This window comes from Streptomyces sp. NBC_01635 (assembly GCF_045209715.1).
GTDB lineage: Bacteria > Actinomycetota > Actinomycetes > Streptomycetales > Streptomycetaceae > Streptomyces > Streptomyces hirsutus.
Map to the genome: position 1 here is coordinate 347982 of NZ_CP109277.1, position 13456 is coordinate 361437.

General features: G+C 70.5%; 11 protein-coding genes and 1 pseudogene. 4 read left to right on the top strand and 8 right to left on the bottom strand.

All coding sequences use genetic code 11. The features are described 5' to 3' along the window. Positions 1-734: 734 nt before the first annotated feature. Together OHB56_RS01690 and OHB56_RS01695 are read right to left on the bottom strand one after the other, a co-directional pair. On the bottom strand, positions 735-1946 hold the full coding sequence (locus OHB56_RS01690) for a cysteine desulfurase-like protein (protein ID WP_406351206.1): 1212 nt from the start codon (positions 1944-1946) through the stop codon (positions 735-737). 186 nt (positions 1947-2132) lie between these two features. Next, positions 2133-2402, bottom strand: coding sequence for a hypothetical protein (locus tag OHB56_RS01695; protein ID WP_406351208.1), 270 nt, complete (start codon positions 2400-2402; stop codon positions 2133-2135). 99 nt (positions 2403-2501) lie between these two features. Between OHB56_RS01695 and OHB56_RS01700 the strand changes: the two genes are divergently transcribed. Then, entirely contained in the window at positions 2502-3968 is a 1467-nt protein-coding gene (locus OHB56_RS01700; RefSeq protein ID WP_326750838.1) for an FAD-binding oxidoreductase, read from the top strand. Positions 3969-4268: 300 nt separating this feature from the next. On the opposite strand, the gene OHB56_RS01705 is transcribed toward OHB56_RS01700, so the two are convergent. Next, a complete protein-coding gene (locus tag OHB56_RS01705; RefSeq protein ID WP_326750839.1) occupies positions 4269-5696 on the bottom strand; it encodes an SPFH domain-containing protein in 1428 nt (475 codons plus the stop codon). A gap of 171 nt (positions 5697-5867) precedes the next feature. Beyond that, complete coding sequence (locus tag OHB56_RS01710; protein ID WP_055594064.1) at positions 5868-6377, bottom strand: hypothetical protein; 510 nt, start codon at positions 6375-6377, stop codon at positions 5868-5870. Between the two features lie 648 nt (positions 6378-7025). Here OHB56_RS01710 and OHB56_RS01715 point away from each other — a divergent pair. Together OHB56_RS01715 and OHB56_RS01720 are read left to right on the top strand one after the other, a co-directional pair. After that, the gene (locus OHB56_RS01715) at positions 7026-7937 is read left to right on the top strand and encodes an NAD-dependent protein deacetylase (protein WP_406351210.1); all 912 of its coding nucleotides are present in this window, start codon (positions 7026-7028) and stop codon (positions 7935-7937) included. Further along, entirely contained in the window at positions 7934-8242 is a 309-nt protein-coding gene (locus OHB56_RS01720) for a hypothetical protein (RefSeq protein ID WP_406351212.1), read from the top strand. Before OHB56_RS01715 ends, OHB56_RS01720 begins: the two co-directional genes overlap by 4 nt. A 399-nt stretch (positions 8243-8641) precedes the next feature. Here OHB56_RS01720 and OHB56_RS01725 read toward each other — a convergent pair whose 3' ends face one another. After that, complete coding sequence (locus OHB56_RS01725; RefSeq protein ID WP_406351213.1) at positions 8642-10072, bottom strand: S41 family peptidase; 1431 nt, start codon at positions 10070-10072, stop codon at positions 8642-8644. Between the two features lie 116 nt (positions 10073-10188). On the opposite strand from OHB56_RS01725, the pseudogene OHB56_RS01730 reads away from it, so the two are divergent. Next, a pseudogene (locus OHB56_RS01730) lies at positions 10189-10992 on the top strand (transposase); the annotation flags it as partial. Positions 10993-11399: 407 nt separating this feature from the next. On the opposite strand, the gene cynS reads toward OHB56_RS01730, so the two are convergent. From cynS to OHB56_RS01745, 3 genes are all read right to left on the bottom strand, one after another. Then, on the bottom strand, positions 11400-11870 hold the full coding sequence (gene cynS / locus OHB56_RS01735; RefSeq protein ID WP_326756818.1) for a cyanase: 471 nt from the start codon (positions 11868-11870) through the stop codon (positions 11400-11402). A gap of 673 nt (positions 11871-12543) precedes the next feature. Next, the gene (locus OHB56_RS01740) at positions 12544-12888 is read right to left on the bottom strand and encodes an anti-sigma factor family protein (RefSeq protein WP_406351215.1); all 345 of its coding nucleotides are present in this window, start codon (positions 12886-12888) and stop codon (positions 12544-12546) included. A 176-nt stretch (positions 12889-13064) separates the two neighbouring features. Further along, positions 13065-13229 (bottom strand): hypothetical protein, encoded by a 165-nt coding sequence (locus OHB56_RS01745; protein ID WP_406351217.1) that lies wholly within the window; start codon positions 13227-13229, stop codon positions 13065-13067. Positions 13230-13456 lie beyond the last annotated feature (227 nt).

Below are 13456 nucleotides of genomic sequence, written 5' to 3' on the forward strand. Positions count from 1 at the left end.
CAGGAAGGAATGTCCAGGTAAGACGCAAGTCTCCGCATCCACAGGAGTCCAGGAAGAACGCCGCCGCACTCTGTCGCGCCGCGGCTGGTATGCGGCTGGTACGCGCACGTATGCGGCAGTGGCCGCCGATCTCGGCATCACCGCCGCATCACTGCGAACCCGGGCCCGCGAGGACGAGTCCCAGGTATCCGAACACCTTGGCGCCGACAGGAACTCGGGCGAGGAACCGGTCCGGGCGCGGGCAGAGAACGCACGATGTCCGAAAGCGGAGAAGGAGCGGCAACCGGAGCGTGAAATCCTGCGCCGCGCAGCCGGCTGTTTCTCCCGGAAAACGAACTGCCGCGCCATCAGCGCCCGACACCGCATCAGCGAGTCAGGCCCGCCTTCTCATTCCACCCGTCTCACTCGCGACCGTGGCAGCACCGCACCGAAGGTCGGCAGACCCATGGGATTGCCGGCCTCGACGATGAAGCCCTTCCCCGAGGCCTGGCCCGCACGGCCCGCTGCCGGCGCGGTCCGCCGCTGCGCCCACCAGCAGCTTGCGGCGCCGCCAGGCAGGATCGAGAACATCAGGAAGGGCCGGGCCGCCCTCCGGCCCGAACGCCGCCGGCACCACCTGGAGAGCAACCCGGCCCCGTTCCTCCGTCCGGTCTGCGTTACGTGCGGTCCGTGGGCCACGGGTTCGACCGTCCGGGTACGCAGGGTCCGGAAGCCGGGCGTCAGGAAGCCGGGCGTCAGGAAGGCCCGGCCAGGAAATCGGACAGGCCGGCCAGGAGCCGCTCCACATCTTCCGTGGTGTTGTAGGGGGCGAGGCCCACACGGAGTCCTCCGGTGTCCGAGAGGCCGAGCCTGCGGGAGGCCTCGATCGCGTAGAACGACCCGGACGGCGCGTGGACACCGCGTTCCGAGAGGAACCGACAGGCATCCGTCGTACTGCGACCGTCGACGGTCAGCAGCAGGGTGGGCGTACGGTCGGTGGCGCGGGAGTGGACCGTGACACCGTCGAGTGCACTCAGTCCCTTGTCGATCTGGGCCCGCAGGTTTTCCTCGTGTCCCTCGAGCGCCGCGAAAGCCGCGGTCAGTCGCTGACGCCGGGTGCCCGACGCGCGTGCGTCGAGTCCGGCGAGGAAGTCGACGGCGGCACGGGTGCCCGCGAGGAACTCGTAGGGCAACGTGCCGAGTTCGAAGCGCTCCGGAACGACGTCGGTGGAGGGGAGCAGCTTGTCGGGATGCAGTGTCTCCAGCAACTCGGGCCGGGCGGCGAGCACTCCGTGGTGCGGCCCGAGGAACTTGTACGGGGAACAGGTGAAGAAGTCCGCGCCCAGCTGCTCGACGTCGACCAGGGAATGAGCCGCGTAGTGCACACCGTCGACGTACGTCAGCGCGCCTGCCTCGTGCACCAGGCGGGAGATCTCAGCGATCCGGGGACGCGTGCCGATCAGGTTGGAGGCGGCGGTCACAGCGACCAGCCGGGTGCGTTCCGAGAGCACTGCCCGGATGTCGTCGGCGGTCAGTTCCCCGGTGACCGGATCGAAGTCGGCCCAGTGTACGGTGGCGCCGACCCGGGCTGCGGCCTGGACCCAGGGGCGGATGTTCGAGTCGTGGTCCAGCCGGGTCACGACCACCTCGTCCCCCGGCGACCACGTCTTGGCAAGGGTGCGCGAGAAGTCGTAGGCGAGCTGCGTGGCGCTGCGTCCGAACACGATCCCGGCCGGGTCCGCTCCCAGAAGGTCGGCCAGCGCCTGCCGGCACGCGGTGACGATGCTCTCGGCGTTGCGTTCCCCGACCGTCCCGTGTCCCCGGTTCGACAGCGGACTGCTCAGCGCGTCCGAGACGGCCTCGATGACGGGCCGGGGGGTCTGAGTGCCGCCGGGGCCGTCGAAGTGGGCTGTTCCGGCGGTCAGTGCGGGGAACTGCGCGCGGATGGTTTCGACGTCGTACGTCACGAGAGCTCCTGTTCGTCCGAGGGTTCCCTCCCGCGGTTCCTGCCCCGGTACGGGCCGAAGGAGAGGGCCCGGCGTGGGTGACTGCCCACCGGTCGGTCCTGTTCCCGATTCTGTCGTCCCCGGCCGGAGCAGGACAGAGGCAGACGATCACGAGTTGGACCCGGCCTCGTCCCGCTCCGTGGCCGGTCACCGCCCTTCGGGACTGTGCCGAGTGCGGTCGCCGGTGGCGCTGTCGTGGTCGACCGTCCGTACGGCGCGGCCGATCGGTTCCTGGGTGTTGCTCGCTTGGGGCGGCCGTTTGAGAGCGCGGTGGGTCACCAGGGCCCACGGGTCGTCGTAGCGGGCGGGTGGTGTGTCGGCGACGGGTGACGCGGCAGTCGCACGGCCCTCCTGCGGGGCTTCGGCCGCCGTGCCGTCCGCAGCGGCGCGTCGGCGGTCATCGTGTGGTCGGCCCACGGCGAGCGCCACAGCAACGCACCCAGTGGTGACGACGGGCCCCGGTGCTTCCCCGGGAGTCGTCGGGTCGGCATGCGGGCCCTAACACTCCGGACTAGCGTGAAACGAGACAGCGGCAGCAAGCAGCGCACCCCGAAGAAGGTGACGCACATGCCGGACGGGCAAGGGGCCGTACTGTCGACCGCCGCTGGTCAGGCGCTGACGGACGAGCTGCGCTCCTCGTTCCAGGGCGAGGTGATCGACCGCGGGCACCCCGGCTACGACGAGGCCCGGGCCGTGTGGAACGGGCTGATCGACCGTCGCCCCGCGCTCATCGCCCGGTGCTCCGGTACGGCGGACGTGGTCGAGGCGGTACGGGTCGCGCGCAAGCACCGTCCCCTCGTCAGCATCCGCGGGGGCGGGCACCAGGTGGCGGGCAGCGGGGTGTGCGACGACGGGCTGGTGATCGACCTGTCGCGTATGAAGGGCGTGCACGTCGACCCCACGGCCCGCACCGCGCGGGCCCAGGCGGGTGTGACCTGGGGTGAGCTCGACCGCGAGACCCAGCTGCACGCTCTGGCCACGCCGGGCGGGGAGATCTCGGCCACCGGGATCGCCGGTCTCACACTCGGCGGCGGCTTCGGTTTTGTGATGCGGGCGTTCGGCCTGAGCTGCGACAGCGTCCGCTCACTCGAGATCGTCACCGCGGACGGCGCGGTACGCACGGTGAGCCGGGAGGAAGAACCCGAGCTGTTCTGGGCGGCGCGCGGCGGGGGCCGGGGGCTCGGAGTCGTCACGTCCTTCGAGTTCGGCCTCCACCCGCTCGGGCCCGAGGTGGCCGGTGTGCTGGTTCTCCATCCCTACGAGCGTGCCGAGGAAGTGCTGCGGGCCTGGCGGGACGCGACGTACACCGCGCCGGAAACGGTCACGCCGGAACTCCTGCTCTGGAGCGTCCCCGCGGACCCCGCGATCCCGCAGGAACTGCACCGATCGAACTGCGTGATGGTCGGCGCCGTGTACGGGGGCCCTCCGGGCGACGCTGCGACCGCCGCGCTGGCGCCGCAACGCGAACTGGGGCCACCGCTCATGGACTTGAGCGGAACCGTTCCCTACGTCGCGCTGCAGAGCGCGAATACCTGGCGGTTCCCCGACGGTGAACGCTATTTCATGAAGTCGCACTTCATGGACGAGCTGAGCGACGAGGCCATCAGCACCCTGGTGGAGTGGTACTCCCGGAGGCCGACTCCGGAGAGCCTGATCGTCGTGCGCACCCTGGGCGGCGCCGTGGCGCGCGTCGGCCCCGACGACAGCGCGTTCGCTCATAGGTCCGCGCGCTACAACGTGAGCGTCGACGCGGGTTGGCGGGACCCGGCGCTGGACGAGACCGCGATCGGATGGGCACGCTCGGCGTGGGACGCGATGAAGCGGTTCTCGAGCGGCGGGACGTACCTCAACTTCGCCGGGCTCGGAGAGGATGCGAACGAGCTGCGCGGCGCGGTCTTCGGTTCGCACGAGGAGCGGCTCGAGCACACGCGCGCCGCGTACGACCCGGAGGGCCTCTTCGCACCGGCCGCGGGCAGGCCGTGAGCTTGTGAACAGAAGCTGAAGGGGCTCAAGGACCGGGTGCACGTGGACTTCCCCGTTCCCGCCGAGTGCGAGGAGCGGGCCGAAGCCACCTTCAACACAATTGCATCGGCCGGCGAAGCCCCCGCCGGCCGCACCCGACGACCGGCCTCGCGAGGGGAGCCCGTGCTCTCTTGACGAAAGGTGTACGTGCCGCAGGGCCCCACCTGCCCGGGGTGGAGTCCTCCGCGTCGTTCCATGGCGTACACACGGCGTCGGAGCCCGGACGCCGGAAGGGGCGTGCGGGCTCCGACGCCGGGGACGTCATTCCGAGATGTCGACCTTGCCGTTGGCGGGCTCCACGGGAGCCGGCGTCGTCGACGTACCGCGCTGGGTGAGCCCCTGGAGGAGCTGGGCGAGGTCGACGCCGGTGGCGGAGTTGAGGAGCTCCATGCCCTGGGCGACGTTGTCGGTGACGGTGCGCGTGAGCTGCCCCGCGCCGTCGGTGGAGATGACGGTCAGCTTGTCCACGGCGGCCAGTGGTTCGGCGGCCTTGCCGACGACCTGCGGCAGCACCTCGACCAGCATCTGCAGCACCGCCGCGTCGCCGTAGCGTTCGAAGGCGTCGGCCTTCTTGTGCATGGCTTCGGCCTCCGCCGAACCCTTCGCAGCGATCGCGGCGGCTTCGGCGTCACCCTCGAGGCGTACGGCGTCGGCGAGCGCCGCGCGGTGGGCCTTCTCGCCCTCACCGGTCAGCCGTGCCCGCTCGGCGGCCGCCTCGGCTTCCTTGACCGAGGCGATACGGCGGGCTTCGGCCTCCTGCTCGGCCTGGTAGCGGGCGGCGTCGGCGGGCTTGCGGACCTTGGTGTCCAGTTCGCGGTCGGTCAGCGCGGCCTGCCGGGCCGCGACCTTCTCCTGCTCCTGCAGGACCTCCTGCCGCCGGGCTGCCTCGGCGAGCGGGCCGGCGGCGTCGGCGCGGGCGGCGGCCTCGTCCGTCTCGGCCTTGATCTCGGCCTGCTTCAGGGCGAAGGTGCGCTGGGCGATCGCGATCTCCTCCTCCGCCTTGAGCCGGGCCTGCTCGGAGGCGCGCCGGGCGACGGCCTCGGCGATGTCGGCCTCCTGCTTGGCGCGGGCCGCCTCGGGCCGGCCCAGGTCCTGCAGGTAGGAGCCCTCGGTGGTGATGTCCTGGATCTGGAAGGCGTCCAGCACGAGGCCCTGCCCGGACAGGCTGGCCTCGGCCTCCTCCGCGACCTGCCCGGCGAAGGCGGCACGGTCCCGGATGATGTCCTCGACGGACATGCGCCCGACAATGGAGCGCAGCGCGCCGGAGAGCACTTCCTGCGTGAACCCGACGATGCCGTCCTGCTGGTCGAGGAAGCGCTGGGCCGCGGCGCGGATCGAGTCCTCGGTGCCGCCGACCTTGACGATGGCGACACCCTCGAGGTTCGCCTTCACCCCGCGCAGGGTGACCGCGCCCCGGACAGCGATCGGAATGTGCCGGCTGGACAGTTCGAGGGTGAACTTCTGCTGGACGAAGGGCACGACGAAGACACCGCCGCCGACCACGACCTTCTGGCCGCTGTTGTCGGTGAAGATCCGGCCGGTCTCGGGGTCGGTGGACTGCTTGCCGCGCCGGCCGGTGACGATGAACGCCTCGCTGGGGCCCGCGACCTTGTAGCGGGTGACCACCACGAGGGCCAGCAGGACCAGGAGTACGACGACTCCCACCACTGCTATCAGTACAGAACTCATATGTATGGAATCCCCTCAGCCCTCCCCGGGGGACGGCGATGTGGTTCGGATCGAACGTGAACGTGGGCTACGCGAGAACAGGAGACGCGGGAGACGCAGGAGACACGCCTACCGCGGAAACGGAAGAGGCGGGCGGGTGGGGCGGCGCGCCGAGGTGACGTACCGTACCGGTCAGCGCTCGACCGGCCGGACCGCCACCGATGTCGTGGACAACGCGGACTCCACCCAGACCTCGGCGCCCCGCGCGATGGGCCCTGAACTCTTCGCGGCCAGCTTCAGCGGCTGCCCTGCGAGATACACCAGCACCTCGCCGTATCCCTCGGCCGGGATGGCGGTCACCACGGAGCCGGAGGTGCCGACGAGATCGCCGCCGCGCGGGGTGGCAGCGGTCTGGTCCCGCATGAGGGCGCGGCTGAGCTTCCAGGTCAGCCACCCCGCGGCGGCCCCGGCCACGACTCCGGCCGCCGTCGCTCCGGTGACCCCCAGGTCCGTCGTACCGAGGACGATCGCACCGCCGAAGCCGAGCATGGACACGAACCCGGCGATGACCGGCAGCGACAGGAGCCCGTCGAACAGCCCGTCCAGCACGCCGCCGAACACGCCTTCCAGGATCCCGTCGAAGATCAGCGAGAACAGCAGCAGAACCAGTCCCGCGATACCGAGACCCACAAACCAGTCCATTCGGGCCCCGCTTCCACTCGACGATCTCCCGCATCCGGATACTCCCATGCGACCCGGCTCGAACACATTGCCAGAACCCGGCAATCTTTACGCGTTCTTAATGCCGCCTTCCAGCGGACCTCGGGGTTCCGCTCCCGCTTCGGCCGCGGTACGGGCTGCGTGGACGCGAGGCGCGCGTCCCGCAGTCCGTCGCGTCTCGGCCCGGGGCGTGGCGGGGAGCCGGGGCACGCAGCCGTTGCCCTACTCCGGCAGGATCGACGTCCCTGGGACGCACCGGGGGCCATGGGCGTCGTCCTCGGTGCAGGCCGTCACCGAGCGAGCCCGCCGCCATCGGCTGCCCCTCCCGGCCGTCGGATCGATCTTGAAGAGGTCGGCGATGTCGAATACGCCGCCGTGTTCGTCGGGCTGTTCCTCAGCCCGCAGCGCGGTCCGGATGCCCCGGGGCTTGAGCGTCCCGAGTCGGACGCCGAGGCGGAACGTGCCGGGGGCGGGCTTGCCCCCGGACGTGTGCGGCAGGACGTGCAGGCGGGGCGGCCCGGGGAGAGGCGGGCGATCGCATCGGTGTCGATCGCGACCGGCAGAGGTGGCCGCAACGGCGTCACGGACGGCGCAGGCGGGTGGTGACGGCCTGTTCCGTACCCTGGCGGTATGCGCACGCGCCCCACTCCGAACTGGCTCCCCGCCGAGGATGCGCTGCCGGGCACCACGGATCTGGAGCCGGTCGCCGAGGCGCTGAGCACCGGCGGTGTGCTGGTGCTCAGCGGGGCGGGCATCTCCACGGAGTCGGGCATCCCCGACTACCGGAGCAAGGACGGGAGCCTGAGCCGGCACACCCCGATGACCTACCAGGACTTCACCGCCGGCCCCCACGCCCGGCGCCGGTACTGGGCGCGCAGCCACCTCGGCCGGCGCACCCTCGGGCGTGCTCGCCCCAACGCCGGGCACCGGGCCGTGGCCGGGTTCGCGCGGCACGGCCTGCTCACGGGCGTGATCACCCAGAACGTCGACGGCCTGCACCAGGCCGCCGGCAGCGAGGGCGTCGTGGAACTCCACGGCAGCCTGGCCCGGGTCGTCTGCCTCTCCTGCGGCATCCTCAGCCCACGCGGCGAACTCGCCCGACGGCTGGAGGAGGCCAACGCGGGCTTCGAGCCGGCGGCCGCCGCACTCAACCCGGACGGTGACGCCGACCTCACCGACGACCAGGTCCAGGACTTCTGCGTGCTGCCCTGCACGGTCTGCGGCGGCGTCCTCAAACCGGACGTGGTGTTCTTCGGCGAAGCCGTTCCGCCCCGGCGGGTCGAGCACTGCCGCACGCTGGTCCGCGAGGCGACCTCCCTGCTGGTCCTGGGCTCCTCACTGACGGTGATGTCCGGGCTCCGGTTCGTCCGCCAGGCGGCCCGGGCCGGCAAGCCGGTGCTGATCGTCAACCGGGACCCCACCCGCGGCGACCGGCACGCCGCCACCCGGGTCACGCTCCCCCTGGGGACGGCCCTCACCACCCTGGCCGGCCGGCTGAACATTCCCGTCGACGACGAGTTGACGGGCCGGGTGAAGCCATGACGGTGGCGGAGCGTCCGAGGTTCGTCGCACCGGCACCCGAGGATGTCGTACTCGTCATCGAGTTCGGCGAGCCGTTCGGCCAGCAGCAGCTCGTGCCCGAAGCGCTGGTGGATCCGGAAGGCCAACTCTCGTGGAGTCAGCTCGCCGGCCAACATCCGAGCGGCAAGTGCTCGTGCGGCGGTTTCCTGGCCGCCAACGCTGCCGGGTGGATAGAAAGCGAGGCCCAGTTCGTCGAGTGCTGGGGGAAGAAGCTCGGGAACGTCGTAAACCGCCTCCGCCCGCGTGCAAGCGGCAAGGATCCGTAGTGCAGGACCAGCAAAGCCAGCAACGAGCGCATCACAGGCGGCGTTGACGACGTCAATGGCACGGGTCTCGCCGATGCTCCAGAGAACGGCATGGTCCTGAAGCGCGCAGGCTGCAGATTCGGTCGACGGCATGTGTTCATGATCTCGTCCCAGGGTGGACCAAGGCGAGCCCATTTCGTCACTGTGATGCCTGCTCAGCAGGCTCTCCCAGCAGTGCGCGCGCCGAGTCCGCGTAACGGATGGCAGTCTTCTCGTTGAGGCCGAAGGCGAGGGCGAGGGCGAGGGCGAGGGCGAAATGGAGTGGGTCGGCGCCATGGGCGAGGGCCTCTTCGAGCTGGCGGTCCCCACACGATCAACCACAAGATCATCCCAGGCCGGTCAGCCAGCGTGACAATGCCATCAGGTGGATCCGCGGGGGCATGGCGTTGTCGTTGCCGACGGCTTGTTCGCGAGATGGTCGAGGGCGCGGGCGACGGCCGAATCACAGCGGCGTCCGATCTCCGTGGCCGTGAAGACAGGGGTACGGAACTCCTGCGGCACCGGGATGCCGCGGCCCTCGAAGCTCTGCCCGGCCGCGTTCCGGTAGTCCTCGTTGCTGAGGTCGAGGGACCAGCCGCCGGGCAGTGTCCGCGACAGTTGGTCCGAGAAGACGCCCTGCGTCGGGCGGCCGATCAACGTGGGCTTCGGCGAGCGGTTCAGCAGCGTCATGACCGCCGTCTCGCCTGCGCTCACCGTGAGGTCGCTGACCAGCAGCGCGATCGGTCCGTGGAAGCCGGGGCGAGCGCTGGGAGACACCTGCAGCTTCTCGTACGGCGTGAACCCGGAGGCCGCCTGCGTGTCGCGCGCCCGCTTCTGGAACGCGAAATGGGGCTTGTCCGTCAGCCGGGAGGCGAGTTCGAGGCTGAGGCCGTCGAAACCGCCCTCGTTGAGGCGCAGATCGAGCACGAGGCCGCGCCAGCCGTCCTGCTCCGCGACGGCGAACACCGTGTCCAGGGCTTGTGTGAACTTTTCCCGGTCGACGTCGTACGACTCGTCCGCGAAATCGTCGAGTTGCGTGATGCGCAGGTATCCCAGGTGGCCCGGCAGCTCGCTCGCGTACTCCACCTTGCCGTCGATGACGGAAGTGAGCCGCTTGCCCAGCCTTGCTTCGATCGCGGTCCGGAAGGCATCGGTGTCCATGTCGGCCGAGTCGCGTGTGCCCAGCCGTTTGCCGTACAGGCTGAGGTCCTCCCCCTCGATACCGGTATGCATGTCGCCGAGCTCGCTGACTGTGTCACCCAGCAGCTTGCCGAGCATCCGGTCGGTGTTGTGCTCGGCCAGGGTCGCCCGGTCGCGCTTTCTGCCCGCCGCATCGAGCCTCCGGTGCACATAGGGCGGGTAGTGCTCGGCGAGGTTCTGCCAGAAGACGTCGAAGGTCTGCAGACGACGCTCAGCCGCGTTCCTCGAGATCGCAGACGGGCAGCCGGGCTGCTTCTCGAGCCGGTTCATACGGATGTGCCCGGCCGACCCCGGCTCCCGCATGATCAGATGGTCCCCTTGCCTGCGGACGACCAGCTCGACCTCACCCTCCTCACCAAAGGACGTTGCATCGCCATCGCGGCCCACCGGTGCCAACAAGTCCCCCCGGAGGCAGCTCACCGATGTCTGTTCGTAGGAGGTGAGCCGCGTCTTCCCCGCACTGTCCCGGGCGATGTCGAAAACGTAGCCGTATCCGGCGCTCTGCCATATGCCTTCGATCGCCACGGTCCGGTCGCCAGAGGCGCGGTCCGGAACCGAGCAAGCGGTCAGCACCGCGGCGAGCCCCACCAGCAGCCATTGTTTCCGCGCCATGAGCGCGAACGTACCGTAAGTCTCCTGAGCTACGCGGCCGCCCCGATTACCTTATGAGGCTCGGAAAGTCATTGTTGCTACTCAGGGGCTTTATCACGTTGGCTGACCGGCCTGGAATGGTCTTCTGGTTGATCGTGCCGGGGAGGAGTTCACTCGTGTCATCCGCGCCGCCGTCGTACAGGGGGCACCGGTACCCGGTGGAGATCATCGCGCACTGTGTATGGCTGTACTTCCGCTTCCCGCTGTCGTTCCGCGAGGTCGAGGAGTTGATGCTCGAGCGCGGCGTGCTCGTCTCCCACGAGACCGTCCGGCGCCGGTGCGCGAAGTTCGGGCAGGGCTACGCCAACGGCCTGCGCCGCCGGCAGCCCCGGCCCGGGGATGCATGGCACCTGGACGAGGTCTTCATCAGAATCAACGGCGGGCTGAAGTACCTGTGGCGGTCCGTGGACGCCGACGGGAACGTGCTCAACATCCTGGTGCAGTCCCGGCGGGACAAGGCTGTGGTCCGGCGTGAACCGTTCCGGGTTCGGTAGGGACTCGATCGTTTGAAAGGATCGAGTCATGGCACGTCCTTCCCCCTACCCGCTTGGGCTGCGCCGTCGTGCAGTGCGGACGGTCGCCGAGGTGCGGCCGGAGTACGACACCGAGTGGGCCGCGAGGTGATGCCCTCGGTCGAGCATCGCTGTCACAAGGACCTGAACAACCGGGCCGAGAACTCCCACCAGCCGACAAGGCGGCGTGAACGCGCGATGAAGGGCTTCCGCGGCGTCGGAGGAGCCCAGCGGTTCCTGTCCGCGTTCAGCGGCATCTCACCCCGCTTCCGGCCACGCAGCCACCTGGTGACCGCCACCGGATACCGCGCCGAGATGGCCATGTGCTTCGCCCTCTGGGACCAGGTCACCGGCTGCGCCGGCCTGCCCCGCTGCGGCCTGAGCCCGGAACCGGAACCTGGCCCCACCACACCTGCCACACCATCAGGCATTCACACACTCACCAACGTGAAGCTCCGCCACGACCGCTCATGATCGCGGTTGTGGCGACCCTCCGTGGCCCCAGGACGGAAAGTGATCCAGAACCCGAATGCCGACCCCCTGGCGTCGGATCAGAAGTGACCCACTTGATGATCTTCGTCCGGCTCCGCCTTTGGTGGTCAAGGCCGGGAGGCAAGGCGATTCTCGTGGAGGACCGGGCAGAGATCCGGCGGCTGCACCGGGCTGAGCAGCTGCCGGTCCGGGCGATCGCGCGGCATCTGGGCATCTCGCGGGAGGACGGGGGCGCGCGGGAAGGGGGGCGGGAGCCTGTGGGTTGCGGTCCGCCCCGGGAAGGGTCAGAAGGGCTTGTAGGGCAGGTACTTGCCGTCCAGGGTGATGACCGCCCGCTCGCCGCCCTCGGGGTCGGCGACCTTCTTCACATCCAGCTTGAAATTGATCGCGGAGATGATGCCGTCACCGAACTGCTCGTGCACCAGGGCCTTGAGGGTGGTGCCGTAGACCTGGAGTATCTCGTAGAAGCGGTAGATCGTCGGGTCGGTCGGCACACTGTCCCCGAGCGAGCCGCGGGTGGGGATGGTCTGGAGCAGCATCGCCGCGTCGTCGTCCAGGCCCAGTAGCTCGGCGACGGCCTGCGCAGCGTGGGCGGGCAGGGCGTGCTGGCCCAGAACGGCGGCGGTGACGAAGGTGACCGACAGGCCTGCGGCGTCCGCGGTCTGCTGCCAGGACACATCCCGGCGGGTCTTGGCCTCAATCGCGGCGATGGCCAGCTGCTGACGGGCGGTGGGGTCGAACTGAGCGTGCACCATGAGAGGTTTTCCTTATCCGAGGTGCTGGTCCGCAGGAGGGCGAGGCGGCGGGGCGGCGGGTGATCCGGGACCGATGCGCGAGGATCAGGCCGTGCGGTCAGGCCGCCACAGCGGTGCCAGGGGCGCCGGCTGCTTCGACGGTGCCGGTGGAAACATCGTAGACCCGGCCGTGCCGGGTGGCCGTGTTGTGCGCCAGCGCATGGGCCAACCGAGGGACGTGGGGCCGGGTCGGCGAACCGGGCGGTGACGTTCTCCGGTACCGGGGCGGCCGCCTTCTCGCCGCCGACCGGGGCTGCGGTGGTAGGGGCCTTCGGAGGCGTCCACCGGCCCGGCCGGCCGGGCTGGAACGGCCTCGTCCACGAGCGCCAGCGGTGCTGCCGGCTGCTCCGGCCGGGTCACCGGTCGGAGCAGCGCATCCTCGGCCACCCGTAGGACAGGGCGATCGCGGCCCGTGACGGCAGCCTCGGAGGGGCGGCGGTGCGCGGTGAGAAATGCCCGGCAGCGGGCACGCGCACGGTTCCTCCTGGTCGTGTGCACGACCAGGGGCCGCCGGCGGCGTCCGCCGCGGTGCGCGCCGAGCCCCATCACCGGCGCGCTCGGCGCGCACTTCCCGGGTGCCGCCCGGGCCGATCGGCACGATCCGCCCGGACGGATCAGCACGCCGCCACCTCGCTCACCTGACGTAGGCAAGCCGGCTCACCCATTGGGACAGCGTCAGCGAGGCGGCCAGGGCCCCCCGGGCCGCACCGTGCCGGCGGCCCCGGGGCCGCGAGCCATGGCGGCACCCGAAGCCGGGCAGGTAGGACGGCTGCCGCCGGCCGGGGTCGTGCGCCAGGGCCGTGCGCAGAGCGGACAGGTGGGCGGCCACGACCGCGAGGCAGTGATGCTCGTCCCGGCAGTCGGGGCAGGTCACCAGGTGGGCGCGGACCGCGCTCGCCTCGCCGGGGTCCAGGACGTTGAGGGCGTGTCCTTCGAGCAGGTCGCCGATGGTGCGGCAATCCTGGGAGGCAGTGAACATGGCGGGTCCCTTCGGGCAGGGGTGAGAATCGCGCCGTCCACGGGGCCGGCAGACCGCTGGTGCACCGCTACGCAGCTCCGTTTCCTGACCCCACCATCGCCCGGCAACGGCCCCTCGCGCGTCGTCCCCGCGCAGCAATTCCCGGCTACCACGACCGCGGTATCCGCCGGGCCGGCCTACGACAGGACCCCGACGCGCTGCGCGGCCGCGCCGGCCTTCACCCGGTCGCCGGGGGACGAGTCGCCGGCGTCGCCGGGCGGCATGGGGGCCGTCGCCAGCAGGGATACCATCCGCAGCAGCGGGCGGGCCAGCACGTGTCCTTCCGCCGCAAGCTGGTCCAAGAACAGCTCCCAGGTGCCGCTCCCATGTCTGTTCGCTGGTGTCTCGGCTGGTGATCAGCAGCAGGCCTCGACCCTGTGGGCGGATCCAGCCCCGGTAATGCGCCGTCGGCTCACCTTCCGGATCCACTGCCTGCGGCTCGTCGATGTTGTCCAACACCGGCAGCCACCGCTGCTGGGAGGCAAGCTGCCGCCAGACCACGTCCGGCAGACTTTCCTGCCCGGCCCGC